General features: G+C 72.6%; 14 protein-coding genes. 8 read left to right on the top strand and 6 right to left on the bottom strand.

Features of this window, described 5'->3' with window-relative positions; genetic code table 11:
* Positions 1-108: 108 nt before the first annotated feature.
* Entirely contained in the window at positions 109-3,636 is a 3,528-nt protein-coding gene (metH, locus tag D9753_RS28585) for a methionine synthase (RefSeq protein ID WP_121789627.1), read from the bottom strand.
* A 269-nt stretch (positions 3,637-3,905) separates the two neighbouring features.
* On the opposite strand from metH, the gene D9753_RS28580 reads away from it, so the two are divergent.
* From D9753_RS28580 to D9753_RS28560, 5 genes are all read left to right on the top strand, one after another.
* Positions 3,906-4,670, top strand: a complete 765-nt coding sequence (locus D9753_RS28580; protein ID WP_121789626.1) for an IclR family transcriptional regulator — start codon at positions 3,906-3,908, stop codon at positions 4,668-4,670.
* 341 nt (positions 4,671-5,011) lie between these two features.
* Positions 5,012-5,806 carry an MIP/aquaporin family protein gene (locus tag D9753_RS28575; protein WP_121789625.1) on the top strand — a complete coding sequence of 265 codons (795 nt, stop codon included), beginning with the start codon at positions 5,012-5,014 and terminating at the stop codon, positions 5,804-5,806.
* 72 nt (positions 5,807-5,878) lie between these two features.
* On the top strand, positions 5,879-7,417 hold the full coding sequence (glpK, locus tag D9753_RS28570) for a glycerol kinase GlpK (protein ID WP_121789624.1): 1,539 nt from the start codon (positions 5,879-5,881) through the stop codon (positions 7,415-7,417).
* 47 nt (positions 7,418-7,464) lie between these two features.
* A complete protein-coding gene (locus D9753_RS28565; protein ID WP_121789623.1) occupies positions 7,465-9,081 on the top strand; it encodes a glycerol-3-phosphate dehydrogenase/oxidase in 1,617 nt (538 codons plus the stop codon).
* Positions 9,082-9,268: 187 nt separating this feature from the next.
* Positions 9,269-10,261, top strand: a complete 993-nt coding sequence (locus D9753_RS28560; RefSeq protein WP_121789622.1) for a PAC2 family protein — start codon at positions 9,269-9,271, stop codon at positions 10,259-10,261.
* Between the two features lie 72 nt (positions 10,262-10,333).
* Here D9753_RS28560 and mshC read toward each other — a convergent pair whose 3' ends face one another.
* The 4 genes from mshC to D9753_RS28540 all read right to left on the bottom strand — a co-directional run bounded on the left by mshC (position 10,334) and on the right by D9753_RS28540 (position 13,847).
* Positions 10,334-11,563, bottom strand: a complete 1,230-nt coding sequence (gene mshC / locus D9753_RS28555; RefSeq protein ID WP_121791336.1) for a cysteine--1-D-myo-inosityl 2-amino-2-deoxy-alpha-D-glucopyranoside ligase — start codon at positions 11,561-11,563, stop codon at positions 10,334-10,336.
* Between the two features lie 114 nt (positions 11,564-11,677).
* On the bottom strand, positions 11,678-12,502 hold the full coding sequence (locus D9753_RS28550; protein WP_205614286.1) for an SCO1664 family protein: 825 nt from the start codon (positions 12,500-12,502) through the stop codon (positions 11,678-11,680).
* A complete protein-coding gene (locus D9753_RS28545) occupies positions 12,466-13,056 on the bottom strand; it encodes a DUF3090 domain-containing protein (protein ID WP_121789620.1) in 591 nt (196 codons plus the stop codon). Before D9753_RS28545 ends, D9753_RS28550 begins: the two co-directional genes overlap by 37 nt.
* A gap of 104 nt (positions 13,057-13,160) precedes the next feature.
* Complete coding sequence (locus tag D9753_RS28540; RefSeq protein WP_121789619.1) at positions 13,161-13,847, bottom strand: histidine phosphatase family protein; 687 nt, start codon at positions 13,845-13,847, stop codon at positions 13,161-13,163.
* 62 nt (positions 13,848-13,909) lie between these two features.
* On the opposite strand from D9753_RS28540, the gene D9753_RS28535 reads away from it, so the two are divergent.
* Entirely contained in the window at positions 13,910-14,911 is a 1,002-nt protein-coding gene (locus tag D9753_RS28535; RefSeq protein WP_163010814.1) for a magnesium and cobalt transport protein CorA, read from the top strand.
* Between the two features lie 167 nt (positions 14,912-15,078).
* Here D9753_RS28535 and D9753_RS28530 read toward each other — a convergent pair whose 3' ends face one another.
* On the bottom strand, positions 15,079-16,134 hold the full coding sequence (locus D9753_RS28530) for an LLM class F420-dependent oxidoreductase (RefSeq protein WP_121789617.1): 1,056 nt from the start codon (positions 16,132-16,134) through the stop codon (positions 15,079-15,081).
* A 269-nt stretch (positions 16,135-16,403) separates the two neighbouring features.
* Between D9753_RS28530 and D9753_RS28525 the strand changes: the two genes are divergently transcribed.
* Both D9753_RS28525 and D9753_RS28520 read left to right on the top strand, forming a co-directional pair.
* A complete protein-coding gene (locus D9753_RS28525) occupies positions 16,404-17,387 on the top strand; it encodes an aldo/keto reductase (protein WP_121789616.1) in 984 nt (327 codons plus the stop codon).
* A 515-nt stretch (positions 17,388-17,902) separates the two neighbouring features.
* On the top strand, positions 17,903-19,981 hold the full coding sequence (locus D9753_RS28520) for a helix-hairpin-helix domain-containing protein (protein WP_394346761.1): 2,079 nt from the start codon (positions 17,903-17,905) through the stop codon (positions 19,979-19,981).
* Positions 19,982-20,005: the final 24 nt, after the last annotated feature.

The raw sequence follows: 20,005 nt of genomic DNA, 5'->3' as shown, positions 1-20,005 counted from the left end.
TACGACGCCGCGGAGCGAAACGCCTCGTTCATCACTCCGGGCCCGGGGGCACCCCGTCGGACACCCCCCGGACGGCCCGGGGGCGTGGCGGTGTGCCGGTGGCGGGGGTCACCTGGCGTTGAAGTACTTCGCCTCCGGGTGGTGGATGACGATGGCGTCGGTGGACTGCTCGGGGTGGAGCTGGAACTCCTCCGACAGGTGCACGCCGATCCGCTCGGGCTCGAGGAGGGCGGCGATCTTGGCGCGGTCCTCCAGGTTCGGGCAGGCGCCGTAGCCGAGGGAGAAACGGGCGCCGCGGTACCGGAGGGCGAACATGTCCTCGATGCCGTCCGGGTCCTCACCGGCGAAGCCGAGTTCGGAGCGGACGCGGGCGTGCCAGTACTCGGCGAGGGCCTCGGCCAACTGCACGGACAGGCCGTGCAGTTCGAGGTAGTCGCGGTAGGCGTTGGCCTCGAAGAGCCGGGCCGTCTCCTCGCCGATGCGCGAGCCGACGGTGACGACCTGGAGGCCGACGACGTCCGTCTCCCCCGACTCCTCCGGACGGAAGAAGTCGGCCAGGCACAGGCGCCGGCCGCGGCGCTGGCGCGGGAAGGTGAACCGGGTGCGTTCGTTGCCCTGCTCGTCCAGGATGATCAGGTCGTCGTCCTTGGAGACGCACGGGAAGTAGCCGTAGACCACGGCCGCCTCCAGCAGGTTCTCCGTCTGGAGCCGGTCGAGCAGGCCGCGCAGGCGCGGGCGGCCGTCGGTCTCGACCAGTTCCTCGTACGACGGCCCCTCCCCGGTGCGGGCCTGCTTCAGCCCCCACTGGCCCTTGAACAGGGCGCCCTCGTCCACCCAGCTCGCGTACTCCTTGAGCTGGATGCCCTTGACGACCCGGGTGTCCCAGAACGGCGGGGCCGGCACGGGGTTGTCGATGGCGACGTCGGAGCGGACGTGGCCCTCCTCCGGGCGCTCCTCGGCCTCCTCGACGACGGCGGCCCGCACCCGGCGCTGCTTCAGCTCGGGCAGCTTCGCGCCGGGCACGCCGCGCTTGACGCCGATCAGCGCATCCATCAGGCGCAGGCCCTCGAAGGCGTCGCGGGCGTAGCGGACCTCACCCTCGTAGACCTCGTACAGGTCCTGCTCGACGTAGGCCCGGGTCAGGGCGGCGCCACCGAGGATGACCGGGAAGCGGGCGGCGAGGCCGCGCTGGTTCAGCTCCTCCAGGTTCTCCTTCATGATCACCGTGGACTTGACCAGCAGCCCCGACATGCCGATGACGTCCGCCCGGTGCTCCTCGGCCGCCTCCAGGATCGCCGAGACGGGCTGCTTGATGCCCAGGTTGACGACGTTGTAGCCGTTGTTGGAGAGGATGATGTCGACCAGGTTCTTGCCGATGTCGTGCACGTCGCCGCGCACGGTCGCGAGGACGATGGTGCCCTTGCCCGCCGCTTCCTCACCGTCGGCCACCTTCTCCATGTGCGGTTCGAGGTGGGCGACGGCCACCTTCATGACCTCGGCGGACTGAAGGACGAACGGCAGTTGCATCTGGCCGGAACCGAACAGCTCACCGACGACCTTCATGCCGTCCAGCAGGGTCTCGTTGACGATGTCGAGCGCGGGCCGGTCCTGGAGGGCCTCGTCCAGGTCCGCCTCCAGGCCGTTGCGCTCGCCGTCGATGATGCGGCGCTTGAGGCGCTCGTCCAGCGGCAGCGCGGCCAGTTCCTCGGCCCGGCCGGCCTTCAGCGACTTCGCGGTGGCGCCCTCGAAGAGCTGCATGAGCTTCTGGAGGGGGTCGTAGCCCTCGGAGCGGCGGTCGTGGATGAGGTCGAGGGCCGTGCGGACCTCCTCCTCGCTGAAGCGGGCGATCGGCAGGATCTTGCTGGCGTGCACGATCGCCGAGTCGAGTCCGGCTTTGACGCACTCGTCGAGGAAGACGGAGTTCAGCAGGATGCGGGCGGCCGGGTTGAGGCCGAAGGAGATGTTCGACAGGCCCAGCGTGGTCTGCACGGCCGGGTGGCGCCTCTTCAGCTCGCGGATCGCCTCGATGGTGGCGACGCCGTCCTTGCGGGACTCCTCCTGACCGGTGCAGATGGTGAAGGTCAGGGTGTCGATGAGGATGTCCTCCTCGTGGATGCCCCAGTTCCCGGTGAGGTCGGCGATCAGCCGTTCGGCGATCTCGACCTTCTTCTCGGGGGTGCGGGCCTGGCCCTCCTCGTCGATCGTGAGCGCGATCAGGGCGGCGCCGTGCTCCCGCGCCAGCCGCGTGACCTTCACGAACCGCGAGTCGGGTCCGTCACCGTCCTCGTAGTTCACCGAGTTGATCACCGCGCGCCCGCCGAGCTTCTCCAGGCCCGCCCTGATCACCTCGACCTCCGTGGAGTCCAGGACGATCGGCAGGGTGGAGGCGGTGGCGAAGCGGCCGGCCAGTTCCTCCATGTCGGCGACGCCGTCACGGCCGACGTAGTCCACGCACAGGTCGAGCATGTGCGCGCCCTCGCGGATCTGCTCGCGGGCGATCTCGACGCAGTCGTCCCAGCGGGCCTCCAGCATGGCCTCGCGGAACTTCTTGGAGCCGTTGGCGTTGGTCCGCTCGCCGATGGCCAGGTAGGCGGTGTCCTGGCGGAACGGCACCGACTGGTAGAGGGAGGCGGCGCCCGGCTCGGGACGCGGGGCGCGCTCGGCCGGGGCGAGGCCCCGGACGCGCTCCACGACCTGGCGCAGGTGCTCGGGGGTGGTGCCGCAGCAGCCGCCGACCAGGGACAGGCCGTAGTCCTGTACGAAGTTCTCCTGGGCGTCCGCCAGGCCCTCGGGGCCGAGCGGGAAGTGGGCGCCGTCCTTGGTGAGGATGGGCAGCCCGGCGTTGGGCATGCACAGCAGCGGGATGCGGGAGTTCCGGGTGAGGTAGCGCAGGTGCTCGCTCATCTCGGCCGGGCCGGTCGAGCAGTTCAGGCCGATCATGTCGATGCCGAGCGGCTCCAGCGCGGTGAGGGCGGCGCCGATCTCGGAGCCCAGCAGCATGGTGCCGGTGGTCTCGAAGGCCATCGAGACGAGCAGCGGGACCTCCAGGCCGAGCCGCTCCATGGCGCCGCGCGCGCCGAGGACGGAGGCCTTGGTCTGGAGCAGGTCCTGGGTGGTCTCGACGATCAGGGCGTCGGCGCCGCCCGCGAGCAGACCCTCGGCGTTCGCCTGGAAGCCGTCCCGGATCGTCGCGAAGCCGATGTGGCCGAGGGTGGGCAGCTTGGTGCCGGGGCCGATGGAGCCGAGGACCCAGCGCCGGCGGCCGTCCTCGGCCCAGTACCTGTCTGCGACCTCGCGGGCGATGCGGGCGCCGGCCTCGGACAGCTCGTGCACGCGGTCGGGGATGTCGTACTCCGCCATGGCCGCGTGGTTGGCCCCGAAGGTGTTGGTCTCGACGCAGTCGACGCCCACGGAGAAGTACGCCTCGTGGACGGAGCGGACGATGTCGGGGCGGGTGACGTTGAGGATCTCGTTGCAGCCCTCGAGGTTCTCGAAGTCCTCGAGTGTGGGGTCCTGGGCCTGGAGCATGGTGCCCATGGCTCCGTCGGCGACCACCACACGGGTGGCGAGTGCCTCGCGGAGCGCGGACACCCGGGTCCGGCTGTCGGCGGAAGGGGACGTGGGCAACGAGGCCATGAAGGGGCTCCCTGGGCTGCGACGGCTGTCGGCTATGCGGTTCCCCCGGCAGGCAGGGTTGCCGCACGGCGCCAGAGTAGCCGGGAGTGGGCTTGGATGGGCACCTGCGTCCACGGAACGGACGCGTCCGGCCGGGGGCCGCCGGTGTGTAACAGGTGTCGTCCGACCATTGGCGGGAGATCGGCAAGGACCGGTAGTGTTCGGCATTGCCGAACGGCGGATTGGGCATGGCGCCGACGGCAGTCGAAGGGGACGGAGGCAGGACGGGGATGGCACGGAACATCCAGTCGCTCGAACGGGCGGCCGCGATGCTGCGGCTGCTCGCGGGCGGCGAGCGGCGGCTCGGCCTCTCGGACATCGCCTCGTCGCTGGGTCTCGCCAAGGGCACCGCCCACGGCATCCTGCGCACCCTCCAGCAGGAGGGCTTCGTGGAACAGGACGACGCCTCCGGGCGCTACCAGCTAGGCGCGGAGCTGCTGCGCCTCGGCACCACCTACCTGGACGTGCACGAACTGCGCGCCCGGGCCCTGGTGTGGGCCGACGACCTGGCCCGCTCCAGCGGCGAGAGCGTGTACCTGGGCGTCCTGCACCAGCAGGGCGTCCTGATCGTGCACCACGTCTTCCGGCCCGACGACAGCCGGCAGGTGCTGGAGATCGGGGCGATGCAGCCGCTGCACTCCACGGCGCTGGGCAAGGTGCTGTCGGCGTACGACCCGGTGGCGCACAGCGAGGCGCTGGAGGCCGACCGCAAGGCGTTCACGGACCGCACGGTGTGCGACCCGGGCGACTTCGAGCACCTCCTTGACGTCACGCGCGCGCGTGGGTACGCGGCCGACGTGGAGGAGACCTGGGAGGGGGTGGCCTCGCTCGCCGCCCCCATCCACGACCGGCGCCGCATGCCCGTGGGCGCGGTCGGCATCACCGGGGCCGTGGAACGGCTGTGCCGGGAGGGCGAGCTGCGTCCGGAGCTGATCGCGGCGGTGCGGGACTGCGCCCGCGCGGTCTCCCGCGATCTGGGCGCCGGACGGTTCTGAGCAGGGACCCGGGTACGGAACGACCGGGACGTCGGGCGACGTTCCGGCTGTCGACCTACCCTGAGATGGACAAATAGGATCGAAACGTACGCCCGTAGCCGATGATCGATAAGTCGCAGCGATCAATAACGATCCTGCTTTCGATAACAGAACTCTTGACGCACGCGTAACGCCGAAGCAAGACTCCCGTCCATCGGTCGGCATTGTCGAACACCTACCGGCAATACGCGCTAGAGTGTGACAACGCCAGAGGCCGGCCAGCTCTCACCCCCTGAGGGCGCCAGACCCCCGGCGGGAACCGGGGTCCGGCTACCCCTGGACGAAGGACAAAGGAGTCGCGGGTGTCCAGCTCCGACATCTTCATCGGCGAGACCATCGGTACCGCCATACTCATCCTGCTCGGCGGCGGCGTCTGCGCCGCTGTCACGCTGAAGGCCTCCAAGGCCCGTAACGCCGGTTGGCTCGCCATCGCCTTCGGGTGGGGCTTCGCCGTCATGACGGCCGTGTACATCTCCGGACCACTGTCCGGCGCCCATCTCAACCCGGCCGTCACCGTCGCCCTGGCCATCAAGGACAGCGACTGGAGCAACGTCCCGACCTACTTCGCCGGCCAGCTGCTCGGCGCCGTGATCGGTGCGGCCCTGGTGTGGGTCGCCTACTACGGACAGTTCCAGGCACACCTGACCGACAAGGAGATCGTCGGCGGTCCGGGCGCGCAGGCCACCTCCGCCAAGGCCGTGGAGGCCCGGGAGAAGGGCGCCGGCCCGGTCCTCGGCATCTTCTCCACCGGTCCGGAGATCCGGAACGTGGCGCAGAACCTGGCCACGGAGATCATCGGCACCGTCGTACTGATCCTCGCGGTCCTCACCCAGGGCCTGAACGACAAGGGCAACGGCCTCGGCGTCCTCGGCGGACTGATCACCGCGCTCGTGGTCGTGTCGATCGGTCTCTCCCTCGGCGGCCCGACGGGCTACGCCATCAACCCGGCCCGTGACCTGGGTCCGCGCATCGTGCACGCCCTCCTGCCGCTGCCCAACAAGGGCGGTTCCGACTGGAGCTACGCCTGGATCCCGGTGGTCGGTCCGCTGATCGGCGCCGCGATCGCCGCAGGCATCTACAACGTCGCATTCGCCTAGGAAGCCCCCCGAGACTTCGCGCACGCGCCGTACGTACAGCCCCACCACCACGGACCCTTCAGGGAGCACACAGTGACCGACGCCCACACCGCAGGCCCGTTCATCGCCGCCATCGACCAGGGCACGACCTCCTCGCGCTGCATCGTCTTCGACCGGGACGGCCGCATCGTCTCCGTCGACCAGAAGGAGCACGAGCAGATCTTCCCCAAGCCGGGCTGGGTCGAGCACAACGCCAACGAGATCTGGACCAACGTCCAGGAGGTCGTCGCCGGAGCCGTCGAGAAGGCCGGCATCACCCGGGACGACATCAAGGCCATCGGCATCACCAACCAGCGCGAGACGACCGTGCTGTGGGACAAGAACACCGGTGAGCCCGTCCACAACGCCATCGTCTGGCAGGACACCCGCACCGACGCCCTCTGCCGCGAGCTGGGCCGCAACGTCGGCCAGGACCGTTTCCGCCGCGAGACCGGTCTGCCGCTCGCGTCCTACTTCGCCGGGCCCAAGGCCCGCTGGCTGCTCGACCACGTCGACGGCCTGAAGGAGCGCGCCGAGGCGGGCGACATCCTCTTCGGCACCATGGACAGCTGGGTCATCTGGAACCTGACCGGCGGTGTCGACGGCGGCAGGCACGTCACCGACGTCACCAACGCCTCCCGCACCATGCTGATGAACCTGCACACGATGCAGTGGGACGAGAAGATCGCCGAGTCGATCGGCGTGCCGCTCCAGATCCTGCCCGAGATCCGCTCCTCCGCCGAGGTCTACGGCGAGGTCACCGGCGGCCGGCTCGGCGAGCTGCTCGGCGGCATCCCGGTCGCCTCCGCGCTCGGCGACCAGCAGGCGGCCCTGTTCGGCCAGACCTGTTTCACCGAGGGCGAGACGAAGTCGACCTACGGCACCGGCACCTTCATGGTGATGAACACCGGCTCCAAGATCATCAACTCCTACGCCGGCCTGCTGACCACCGTCGGCTACAAGATCGGCGACCAGCCGACGGTGTACGCCCTGGAGGGCTCCATCGCCGTCACCGGCTCGCTGGTGCAGTGGATGCGCGACCAGATGGGCCTGATCTCCACCGCCGCCGAGATCGAGACGCTCGCGCTCTCGGTCGAGGACAACGGCGGCGCCTACTTCGTGCCGGCCTTCTCCGGCCTGTTCGCCCCGCACTGGCGCTCCGACGCCCGCGGTGTGATCGCCGGCCTGACCCGGTACGTGACCAAGGCGCACCTCGCGCGCGCCGTCCTCGAGGCGACCGCCTGGCAGACGCGGGAGATCGCCGACGCCATGGTCAAGGACTCCGGCGACGAGCTGGTGACCCTGAAGGTCGACGGCGGCATGACCGCCAACAACCTGCTGATGCAGAACCTCGCCGACGTCCTGGACGCCCCCGTGGTGCGCCCGATGGTCGCCGAGACCACCTGCCTCGGCGCCGCCTACGCCGCCGGCCTCGCCGTCGGCTTCTGGTCCAGCATCGACGAACTGCGCGCCAACTGGCGCCGGGCCGCCGAATGGACCCCCCGCATGGACGCGGAGACCCGCGACCGTGAGTACAAGAACTGGCTCAAGGCCGTAGAGCGGACCATGGGCTGGCTCGAAGACGAGGACTGAGCGGTTCCCCCGGCTCAGTCAGCTCTGACGAGGAGTAAGTACCCGACATGACCAGTCAGTCCACCCTGAAGTCCGTGCCTGCCCTGGGGACGCACCCGGCCTCCGGCTCCAACCCGAGCCGCGCCGAGACCAGGGAGCAGCTCGCCAAGGCGTCGTACGACCTTCTTGTGATCGGCGGCGGCATCCTGGGCATCTCCACCGCCTGGCACGCCGCGCAGTCCGGTCTCAGGGTGGCGCTGGTCGACGCCGGCGACTTCGCCGGCGCCACCTCCTCCGCCTCCTCCAAGCTGCTCCACGGCGGTCTGCGCTACCTCCAGACCGGCGCGGTGAAGCTGGTGGCGGAGAACCACTTCGAGCGCCGTGCGGTCTCCCGCCAGGTGGCCCCCCACCTGGCGAACCCGCTCACCTTCTACCTCCCCGTGTACAAGGGCGGGCCGCACGGCGCGGCGAAGCTCGGCGCGGGCGTCTTCGCCTACTCCGCGCTCTCCGCGTTCGGCGACGGCGTCGGCCACCTGCTCTCGCCCGCCAGGGCGGCGCAGGACGTGCCGGAGCTGCGCACCGAGAACCTCAAGGCCGTGGCCGTGTACGGCGACGACCAGATGAACGACGCCCGCATGGCGCTGATGACGGTCCGCGCGGCCGTCGAGGCCGGCGCGGTCGTCCTGAACCACGCCGAGGTGACCGGGCTGCGCTTCACCCGGGGCCGGGTCACCGGCGCCGAGCTGAAGGACCGGACCACCGGTGACGAGTTCGGGGTCAACGCCCGCCTGGTGCTGAACGCGACCGGCCCCTGGGTCGACCACCTGCGCAAGCTGGAGGACCCGAACGCGGCCCCGTCCATCCGCCTGTCGAAGGGCGCGCACCTGGTCCTGAAGCGCACCTCCCCGTGGAAGGCCGCGCTCGCGACCCCGATCGACAAGTACCGCATCACCTTCGCCCTCCCCTGGGAGGACATGCTGCTGCTCGGCACCACCGACGAGGCGTACGAGGGCGACCCGGCGGACGTGGCCGTCACCGAGAAGGACATAGCCCAGATCCTGGACGAGGCCGCGTTCTCCGTCCGGGACCAGCAGCTCCAGCGCGACCTCATGACGTACGCGTTCGCCGGTCTGCGGGTGCTGCCGGGCGGCCCCGGCGACACCGCCAAGGCCAAGCGCGAGACCGTGGTGACCGAGGGCCGGGGCGGCATGCTGTCCGTCGCGGGCGGCAAGTGGACGACGTTCCGCCACATCGGCCGTACGATCATGAAGAAGCTGGAGGCGCTGCCGGGCCACCCGCTCGGTGACGACTTCGAGCCGATCTCCTCGCTGCCGAAGAGGCTGCCGCTGCCCGGTGTCGCCAACCCGCGCGCGGTCGCCCACCGCCTGCTGGTGGACAACCCGGCACCCGGCCCGCGCATGGCCGCCGACACCGCCCGGCACCTGGCCACCCACTACGGCTCCCTGGCCTTCGACATCGCCCGCCTGGCGAACGAGAGCCCGGAGCTGGCCGAGCGCGTCCACCCCGACGCCCCGGAGATCTGGGCGCAGGTCGTCTGGGCCCGCGACCACGAGTGGGCCGAGACGCAGGACGACGTGCTGCGCCGCCGGACCACGCTGACCATCCGCGGCCTGGCCACGGACGAGGTCCGCACGAAGGTCCAGGACCTGCTCGACCGGAAGTAGGCCCGTACGCGCGAGGGCGGCCCCACACCGGTGGGGCCGCCCTTTCCGCGTGCTGACCGGGGGTGTTCCGGGCCCGGGAACGGGGCAGTGATCCGTTCACTCCCCCGTGCGAGGGGGCTGCGGGCGCCCCCGCCGGACGCCGTAAGGTTGGTGAGTCAAGCGAGGGCACGTCGGAAGGAGGCACTGGGTGATCGAGCTGGAGGGGGTTCCCGAGCTGATCGACCCAGTCATGGTGGCCGCGTTCGAGGGCTGGAACGACGCCGGTGACGCCGCCTCCACGGCGGTCGCGCATCTGGAACGCGAATGGAAGGGCGAGGTGTTCGCGGCGCTGGACGCCGAGGACTACTACGACTTCCAGGTGAACCGCCCCACGGTGTTCATGGACGGCGGTGTGCGAAAGATCACGTGGCCGACGACCAGGCTGTCGGTGGTCCGCGTCGGCGGCGACAAGCCGCGGGATTTGGTGCTGGTGCGCGGGATCGAACCGTCGATGCGCTGGCGCTCGTTCTGCAACGAACTGCTCGGCTTCGCGCACGAGCTGGGCGTGGAGCTGGTGGTCATCATGGGCGCCCTGCTCGGGGACACCCCGCACACGCGGCCGGTGCCGGTCAGCGGGGTCACGTCCGACCCGGACCTGGCCCGGCGGATGGATCTGGAGGAGACCAAGTACGAGGGCCCGACGGGCATCGTCGGCGTCCTCCAGGAGGCGTGCGCGCACGCCGGTGTCCCGGCGGTGTCGCTGTGGGCGGCCGTGCCGCACTACGTCTCCCAGCCGCCCAACCCGAAGGCCACGCTGGCGCTCCTCAACCGTCTGGAGGACCTGCTCGACGTGCGGCTCCCGCTGGGTGAGCTGCCCGAGGACGCGCGGGCCTGGCAGGTGGGCGTGGACCAGCTCGCCGCCGAGGACAGCGAGGTCGCCGAGTACGTCCAGACGCTGGAGGAGGCCCGGGACACCGCGGAGCTGCCGGAGGCGTCGGGCGAGGCGATCGCCCGCGAGTTCGAGCGGTACCTGCGGCGCCGGGACGTCGGCCCGTCGGGCGGTCACGCCACCGCGGAGGGCGGGGAGGGCGGCTCGTACCTGCGGGACGGCCCGGGCGGCCGGACCCGCCCGCCGAAGCCGCCCAGGCCCGACGCCGCCGAGGGCGACGACCAGGACAAGGGCGACTCCGCCGAGGACTGAGCACGAGGACCGGACACGACGGAGAGGGGCGGTACGCGCGACGCGTACCGCCCCTCTCCGTCGTGCGTCCTGCTAGAGGGCCACTCCCAGCAGGGCGTCGACGGCGCGGGAGGCCAGGCCGGGGGCTCCGGTGTCGGTGCCGCCCTCCCGCTCCTGCCGGGCCGCCCAGCGGTCCACCGCGGCGAGCGCGGCCGGCGCGTCCAGATCGTCGGCCAGTGCCGCGCGGATCTCCTCCACGAGCGCCTCGGCGGACGGTCCGTCGGGCCGGGAGACGGCGGCGCGCCAGCGGCCGAGCCGGGCCACGGCGTCCTGGAGGACCTGGTCGGTCCACTCCCAGTCGGCACGGTAGTGGTGGGCCAGCAGCGAGAGCCGGATCGCCGCCGGGTCGACGCCGTCGCGGCGCAGCCGGGAGACGAAGACCAGGTTGCCCTTGGACTTGGACATCTTCTCGCCGTCCAGGGCGACCATGCCGGCGTGCACGTACGCGCGGGCCATCGGGAACGCGCCGGTGAGCACCTGGGCGTGCGAGGCGCCCATCTCGTGGTGCGGGAAGGCCAGGTCGGAGCCGCCGCCCTGGACGTCGAAGCCCATGCCGAGGTGGTCGAGGGCGATGGCCACGCACTCGATGTGCCAGCCGGGCCGGCCCCGGCCGAGGGTGCCGCCGTCCCAGCTCGGCTCGCCGGGCCGGGCCGCCGACCACAGCATCGGGTCCAGCGGGTTCTTCTTGCCCGGACGGTCCGGGTCGCCGCCGCGCTCGGCGGACAGCAGCCGCATGGCGGCGGCGTCCAGGTGGGAGACCGTGCCGAAGTGCGGGTCGGACTCGACGGAGAAGTAGACGTCGCCGTCCAGCTCGTAGGCCGCGCCGAGGTCGCGCAGCCGCTCCACCAGCGGGACGATGCCCGGTATCGCCTCCACGGCGCCTATGTAGTGCCGCGGCGGGAGCATCCGCAGCGCGGTCATGTCCTCGCGGAAGAGGGCCGTCTCCTTCTCGGCGAGGGCGACCCAGTCGACGCCGTCCCGCTCCGCGCGCTCCAGCAGCGGATCGTCGACGTCGGTGACGTTCTGGACGTAGTGGACCTGCCGCTTGGTGTCGAGCCACACGCGCTGGACGAGGTCGAACGCGTTGTAGGTCGCCGCGTGACCCATGTGGGTCGCGTCGTACGGGGTGATGCCGCAGACATAGATTCGGGCGACAGGACCGGGGTCGAGGGTGACCGGACCGCCGGTCGCGGTGTCGTGGATCCTCAGGTCGCGGCCCTGACCAGGCAGGGCGGGGACCTCGGAAGCGGGCCAGGCATGCATGTACATGAGCCTAACCGGCGCCGAGCTGCGCGTACGAACGGGATCAGGCCGGACGGCCGGTTCTGCGTTCTTGCATCTCGGCGCCGCGTGTGCTGACACCCACGGTCGCGGCCCTCACACCGGTGGCCAGGGAATCGCCGGCCACTCCCCGTTCGGCTCCGGGTGCAGGCCCGAGGCGAGCAGCGCGTCGACCCGCGCGCGCGTGGCGTCCGTCTCGGCGTCCGTGACCAGCCCGCCCAGTCGCTCGCCCAGCGGCCCGTCCAGGGCGTCCCGCAGGCCCTTGAGGACGCCGACGGCCTCGGGGGTCAGGGGTTCCCCCGCCCAGCCCCACAGCAGCGTGCGCAGCTTGTTCTCGACGTTGAAGGTGACACCGTGGTCGATGCCGTAGAGCCGGCCGTCGGCGGTGGGCAGCAGATGGCCGCCCTTGCGGTCGGCGTTGTTGATCACCGCGTCGAGGACGGCGAGCCGGCGCAGCCGCTCGTCGTCGGCGTGCACCAGCAGCGCGGTGCGTCCCTCGCCGACCTCGGCGAACCCGATCGCCTTCCAGCCCGGCTCCGGCTCCTCGCCGTCGACCAGGGCGAGCAGCTCCGCCTCCGGGCTGACGTCGATCCAGAGCTGGCACATGCCCTCGCCGTACGGCCCGTCGCGCAGCACGGTCGGCGGCACGAGCCCCCAGCCGGTGGCCTCGGAGACCTCGTAGGCGGCCACCTCGCGGCCCGCGAGGTGGCCGTCGGGGAAGTCCCACAGGGGCCGCTCCCCCGCCACCGGCTTGTACACGCAGGAGGCCTGCCGGCCGTCCAGGGCGACCGTGCAGAACAGCGCCGCGTTGGACGCCTCGCGGATCCGCCCGCGCACGGTCAGCTCACCGCGCGCGAGCAGCTCGGCGGGGTTCGGGTCCGCCGTCACGCTCCGCGGCGGTATCCGTTCTGGCGCGGACATACGTGTCCTTCCGGGTCGAGCGGGAGGCTGCACAGCGGGCACGGCGGCCGCCCGGCGTTGACGACGTCGAGGGCGCGCTTGGCGAAGGCCCGGGCCTGCGCGCCGGTCAGCCGGACCCGCAGCATCGGGGGCCCGTTCTCCTCGTCCTGGAGCAGCCGCTCCTCGGCCTCGGCGAGGTCCTCCTCGGTGTCGGCCTCCAGCTCGACCAGCGCCTGCGCCTCGACGATCATGCGCTGGTCCTCACCGTCCCAGGCCAGCGCCATGGTGCCGACGCGGAACTCCTCCTCGACGGGGCTCGCCAGCGGGGCGGTGTCGGTGATCTCCGAGGGCGCCATGGCGGGCACGGCGGCGCTGCCGCCACTGCGCCGTACGACCTCGTCGAGCAGTTCGTCCATGCGCTCGGCGAGCGCGGCGACCTGGGTCTTCTCCAGGACCACGCTGGTCACCCGGGGGCCTGCGGTGGCCTGGAGGAAGAACGTACGGCGCCCGGGCAGTCCGACCGTGCCGGCCACGAAGCGGTCCGGCTGGTCGTAGAGGAACACCTGACGGGACACGTCCTGTCTCCATTGAATTCGAGAGGTGCGGTGCGGGCCATGCGGGTTCACGGCTGTCGGGATGCGCGGCCGTGCGGACCGCTTCACCCTACTGCGGCCGACGATCACGGTGCGCCCGCACCACCCCCGACCGGTGCGTCGCCCTCGCCGGGTTCCTCGCGCGGGGCGAGCGAAGCGAAATCCCCGGTGTCGCCGAGGCGGACGAGGTACGGCCGCAGGCGGGTGTAGCGGATCGCGGTGACGGAGCACGGCTCCACGGAGACCCGCTGGAAGAGGTCGAGATGGAGCCCGAGGGCGTCCGCGACGAGCGACTTGATGATGTCGCCGTGGGAGCACATGAGGTAGACGGCGTCGGCGCCGTGATCGCGCTCCACGCGCGCGTTCCACTCGCGTACGGCCTCGGCGGCGCGGGTCTGCATGGCCCGCATCGACTCACCGCCGGGGAAGGCGGCGGCGGACGGATGGGCCTGGACGACCTCCATCAGCGGCTCGTCCGTCAGCTCGGCGAGCTTGCGGCCGGTCCAGTCGCCGTAGTGGCACTCACCGATCCGTTCGTCGGTGTGGGCGTGCAGCTCCGGGCGGGCCGCCAGCAGCGGCCGCACGGTCTCCTGGCAGCGTTGGAGCGGGCTGACGACCACTTCGGAGAGCGGCAGGCCGGCCAGCCGTCCGGGCAGCGCGGCGGCCTGCGCGGTGCCGCGCTCGTCCAGCGCGACGCCGGGCGTCCAGCCGGCGAGGAGACCTGAGGTGTTGGCGGTGGAACGTCCGTGCCTTACGAGGATCAGCGTGGGCATGCGGACCAGGGTAGGCGCATCACGTGATGTGCCGATGATCGGCCGAAGGGAGAATGCGCCGCGTGATCGTGGACTGCGCCATCTACCGACAGGGGCACCGTACCGAGGGCCCGGAGGACCTGTCCGACGCGCTCGCCGAGGCGAGGGCGGCGGGGGGCTTCGTGTGGATCGGGCTGCACGAACCCTCCGAGCGGGAGTTCGACCTGGTCACCAGGGAGTTCGGACTGCATCCGCTGGCCGTGGAGGACGCCCTCAAGGCCCACCAGCGGCCCAAGCTGGAGGTGTACGACGACTCGCTGTTCCTGGTGCTGAAACCGGTCGTGTACGAGCCCCGGAGCGACGCCGTCTCGGCCGGCGAGGTGATGATCTTCATCGGTGACTGCTTCGCGGTGACCGTACGGCACGGCGAGGGCGCGCCGCTGGCCGCCGTGCGGCACCGGCTGGAGGAGGAGCCCAAGCTGCTCGACAAGGGTCCCACCGCCGTGCTGTACGCGATCGCGGACGCCACCGTCGACCACTATCTGGAGGTGGCGACGGAGCTGCAGACCGACCTGGACGAGCTGGAGGCGGAGGTGTTCCGGCCGGACATCGGCGGGTCGCGCAACATCGCGTCCCGGATCTACACCTTCAAGCGGCAGGTCCTGGAGTTCCGGCGGGCCACCGGGCCGCTGGCGCTGCCGCTGTCCCGGCTGTCCGGCAACGGCCCGGTCGGCGGCGGCGGCGGGGTGCCGTTCGTGCACGACAAGGCGCGGCCGTTCTTCCGGGACGTGGGCGACCACCTCACGCGCGTGAACGAGTCCGTGGAGGCCCTGGACCGGCTGGTGTCGGACATCCTGTCGGCTCATCTGGCGCAGATGAGCGTGCGGCAGAACGACGACATGCGGAAGATCTCCGCGTGGGCGGCGATGGCCGCGGTCCCGACGATGATCGCGGGTGTCTACGGCATGAACTTCGACCACATGCCGGAGCTGCACTGGGGGTGGTCGTACCCGGCGGTGATCGCGGTGATGGCGGTGCTGGAGGTGCTGCTGTACCGGCTGTTCAAGCGGCGTGGCTGGCTGTGAGGCCGGAGCCCGTCGTGGGCGGCACCGACGCCGGACAAGGGTGCGGACCGGATCGGCCGGAGGAATGACCGCGCACGTCGTAACCGCGCGGCGCCGGGCGCGTTGTTCCGGGTGACGGCCGTGGCGGGGAAGACCCCCGAGCCCCCACCACGGCCGCTGGACTTCTCCTACGCGAGCCCGGCCCGCTCCAGGGCCTCGCTGCCGGCCCGCAGGGACGCGAGCCGCTCGTCCAGCGTGAAGCCGGCCGGGGCCAGGCTGAGGGTGGTGACCCCGGCGGCGGCGTAGGCCTTCATCCGGTCGGCGATGCGGTCGACGGAACCGAGCAGCGTGGTGTTGTCGACGAGGTCCTGCGGGACCGCGGCGGCGGCGCCCTGCTTGTCCCCGGACAGGTACTTCCGCTGGATCTCCGCCGCCTCCTTCTCGTATCCCATGCGCTGGGCGAGCTGGTTGTAGAAGTTCTGCTTCGCGCTGCCCATGCCGCCGACGTAGAGCGCGGTGTACGGGCGGAAGGTGTCGGCGAGCCGGGACACGTCCTTGTCGTCGCCGAGGGCGATCGGCAGGGTCGGGCACACGTCGAACCCGTCGAGGGTCAGGCCCGCCTTCTCCCGGCCCGCGCGCAGGTACTTGACGGTGGTCTCCTCCAGGTGCTCGGCGGAGGGGAAGATCAGCAGGGCGCCGTCGGCGATCTCGCCGGTCTGCTCCAGGTTCTTCGGGCCGATCGCGGCGATGTACAGCGGGATGTGCTCGCGCTGCGGGTGCACGGTCAGCTTGATCGGCTTGCCTGGGCCGCCGGGCAGCGGCAGCGTCCAGTGCTCGCCCTCGTACGTCAGCCGCTCGCGGGTCATCGCCCGGCGGACGATCTCCACGTACTCGCGGGTGCGGGCCAGCGGCTTGTCGAACTTGACGCCGTACCAGCCCTCGGAGACCTGGGGACCCGAGACGCCGAGGCCGAGCCGGAACCGGCCGCCCGACAGCGAGTCCAGCGTGGCCGCGGTCATCGCGGTCATCGCGGGCTGGCGGGCCGGGATCTGGAAGATGGCCGAGCCGACGTCGATGCGCTCGGTCTGCGCGGCGACCCAGCTGAGCACCGTCGCCGCGTCGGAGCCGTACGCCTCGGCGGCCCAGCACACGGAGTAGCCCAGCCGGTCGGCCTCCTGCGCGACGGCCAGATTGTCGCCGTCCATTCCGGCACCCCAGTAGCCGAGGTTGATCCCGAGCTGCATGCGCGATTCCCCTTACCGATGAGTAACGTCCCTGTGGCGCAGACCTTAGCGCGGGGCCCGGCGCCGGGGGCAGGGCGTGGCAGGGGACAGGCGGGTGGCCCGCCCGGTGCGCGCACCGGGCGGGGCGTCGGCGGCGGGGCGGCCGGGGCGTCCCGCCGTTGGGCGGCCGGGTCCCCCCACGCCGGGCGCGACCAGGCCGTTCGCGCGGGGCCGAGCACGTTATCCACAGGCAACCCACGGCAGCGGGTGCGGCCAGTAATCTCGCGGACATGGAGCAGAGGCATCTCGGCCGGACCGGCCTTCGCGTGTCCCGGATCGGACTCGGCACCCTCACCTGGGGCCGGGGCACCGACGAGCACGACGCCGCGGCCATGCTGAAGGCGTTCTGGGAGGCCGGCGGCACCCTCGTCGACACGGCGGACGTGTACGGCGACGGGGAGGCGGAGTACCTGCTCGGGCAGCTCATGGAGGGACTGGTCGCGCGCCGTGACCTGGTCATCTCCACCAAGGCGGGCAGCGTCCCCGACCCCGACCGCCGTCACGACGGCTCCCGCGGCCATCTGCTCGCCGCGCTCGACGCCTCCCTGTCCCGCCTGGGCACGGAGTACGTCGACCTGTGGCACGTCCACGCCTACGACCCCGACACCCCGCTGGAGGAGACCCTCCAGGCCCTTGACCTCGCGGTGAGCAGCGGCCGGGCCCGGTACGCCGGGGTGTCCAACTTCTGCGGCTGGCAGTTGGCCAAGGCGGCCACCTGGCAGCTCGCGGCGCCGGGCACGCGCACCCGGCTGGCCAGCACGCAGATGGAGTACTCACTGCTCCAGCGGGGCGTGGAGCGCGAGGTGCTGCCCGCCGCGCTCGACCTCGGCGTCGGCCTGCTGCCTTCCTCCCCGCTCGGCCGGGGCGTGCTGACCGGAAAGTACCGGCACACCACGCCGCAGGACTCGCGCGGTGCCTCCGAGCATCTGGCGCCGTTCGTCGAGCCGTACCTCGACGACACGGCGACCCGCATCGTGGACGCGGTGACGACGGCCGCGGACGGGCTCGCCGTCACCCCGCTCCAGGTGGCCCTCGCCTGGATCCGCGACCGGCCCGGCGTGGCCGCGCCTATCGTCGGCGCGCGCAACGCGCGGCAGCTCGCGGCGGCGTTGTCAGTGGAGACCCTTAGTCTTCCTGACGAGATCTGCCGGGCGCTGGACGATGTGTCGGCGCCCGTGCACCGCTATCCCGATCACGACTGGAGCACGCTGTGAGCACCGAGCCGGAGACCACGGAGAAAGCCGGGCCGGGGACACCGGACACGGGGGCCACCCGGACCGGGAGCACAGGGGACCCCGACAGCACGGGCCACCCGGACGGCCGGGACGGCACGGGGGGCGCCGGGGACGCGGGGGGCCGGGGCGACACCGGGAGCGTCGGAGACGCGGAGGACCAGGACAGCGCGGTGGGCGCCGAGGACGCGGAGGTCCCGGGTGGCGCCGAGGACGCCGAGGGCCGGAACAGCGCGGGCAGCGGGGAGAGCGCCGGGGGCGCGGAGGGACCGGGCGCCGTGGAGGGCCTCGTTGCGGCGGGTCGTGCGCAGGCCGGGGCCGCCGCTGGTTCCGAGGACCCAGCGGGGGGCACGGCGGAGTCCGGTGCTCCGGGCGGCGCGGAGACGGCGGGCAGCGCGGAAACGCCCGCGGAGGCCGGCTCACCGGGCGGCGCGGAAGCCGCGGGCAGGGCAACAGCCTCTGCCGGAGTCGGCGCAGAGGCCGGCACGGACACGCCCATGGCACCCGGAACCGAGAGCGGCGCGGAGGCCGCGACGGGGGCCGGTGTCGGCGGTGTCGAGGGTGCCGGTGTGGGTGGTGTGTCCGAGGCGGCGGCCGAGTTGGCTGCGCAGCGGATCGAGCGGGAGCGGATCGAGCGGCGCAGGGCCAAGAAGGGGGGCCCGGTCGCCGCCGGCGCCAAGCTCAGCGGCAAGGCGGCCGACCTGCTCGCGGCGGTGCGGGCCGTCGAGAGCGGTGAGAAGCCGGTGGCCGCGGTGTTCGCGGAGCCCGCACCGGCGCCGCGCCGCCCCGCACCGGAGCCCGTGCGCAGGCCCCAGCCCACCCCGGCCGTGGTCGCGCCCAGCGCCCCCGCCCCGGAGGCGGTGGAGGCCGTGCGCCGGGTGCTGACCGAGGGCGGCGCGCCCGACGGCCTGGCCCCGCAGGTCGCCGCGGCCATCGGCGAGAACGCCGGCACCACGCTGCGGGAGGACCCCTGGCAACTGCTCCGGGTCGGCGGCGTCCGGCCGGAGCAGGCCGACGGGTTCGCGCGGGCACTGCTCGGCGCCGACTGCGGCCCCGACGACCAGCGGCGCGGCCGCGCGGTGACCGCCTGGCTGCTGGAACAGGCGGCCCTGGCCGGGCACACCGCCCTGGAACTGCCCACGCTCACCGCGGCGCTGGCCCGCCAGGCGGTGCCGGACCCGGACGCGGCGGTGCAGAGCGCGCTCGCCGAGGGCGAGGCCCTGGTGTTCCAGGACGCCCTGGAGGAGACCGGCGTCCCCGAGCCCCAGGACACCGACGAGGAGCAGGAGCGGCCGGTCCGCGTCCTGGTCGGCCTGGAGCGCTACGCACTGGCCGAGGAGAGCCTCGCCGACGGCCTGGCCCGGCTGGTCAGCTCCCCGGCGCCGGAGCCCGGTCAGCCCTGGGGGACGGTCGCCTCCGAGGTCTCCGGCGGTGCGGCCGAGCTGGCCCGCGCGGTCGCCGGGCACGGCCTGGTGCTGCACACCGGTGGGGAGGCGGCCCGCGCCGAACCGGCCGCGCTGCTCGGTGCCGCCCGCGCCGCGGGTCTGCGGGCCTTCGCCGCCTGCCACACGCCCGACGGCCGCCGGCGTCTCGCCGCGCTGCTGGGCGGCGACCCCGCGGAGCGGGGAGTGGGCACGGTCGCCGGTCTGCTGTCCGGCGCCGAGGGGCCCGGCCGGGACGCGGAGGGCGCCCTGGAACTCGACCTGCTCATCGTGCTGGACGCGCCCCAGCTCGATGTGGAGGCCGCCGCGATGCTGGTGGAGTCGCTGCCCGACGGGGCCCGGCTGGTGCTGAGCGGCGACCCGGCGGTGCTGTGGTCGGCCGGTCCGGGCCGGGTCTTCGCGGACCTGCTCGCGGCCCGCGTCTGCCCGCAGACCGTGTCCCGGGTGCCGGACCCGGGTCCGGTCGGGGAGCTGGTCTCCGGCATCGCGGTCGGCGAGCTGAACCAGGTCGCCGCCCCGGGCAAGGAGGTCGTGATCGTGCCGGCACGGGACGCCGGCGAGGCCGTGCACCGGACCGTGCAGCTCGTCGCGGACTCGGTGCCGCGGGCGATCGGCGTGCCGGCCGACCAGACCGTGGTGATCACCCCGGGCCACGGAGGCGCCGCGGGCACCCGCGCCCTGAACTCCGCGCTGAAGGAACGGCTCAATCCCGGCCCCGGCCGGTTCGGCGGCTTCGACCCCGGTGACCGGGTCGCCCACTCCCCCGCGCCGGGCCGTACGGTGCCGGGCGTGGTGGTGAAGGCCGACGCCGACGGGCTGCACCTGTCGTGCGCGGGCGCTCCCGTCGTCGTGGCGCGGGAGCGGGTGGAGAGCGAAGTGCGGCACGGCTGGGCGCTGACCGCGCACCAGGCGGTGGGCGCGCGCTGGCCGGCGGCGGTCGTGGTGCTGCCCGGCGACGCGGCGCAGGCTCTCAGCAGACCGTGGGTGTACACGGCGTTCGGGCGGGCGGACCGGCACCTGTCCGTGGTGCACGGCGTGGACCAGGCACTGCCGAAGGCGGTCGCGGAGATCCCCGCCAGACCGCGCACGACCCGCCTGGGGGCCCTGCTGCGGACGCAGACCCCGACGCCCTGACCGCCCGCCCGCCGGGTCCGGGGC

This window comes from Streptomyces dangxiongensis (genome assembly GCF_003675325.1).
Classification (GTDB): Bacteria; Actinomycetota; Actinomycetes; order Streptomycetales; family Streptomycetaceae; genus Streptomyces; species Streptomyces dangxiongensis.
This window is presented reverse-complemented; position numbering and strand designations above follow the sequence as displayed.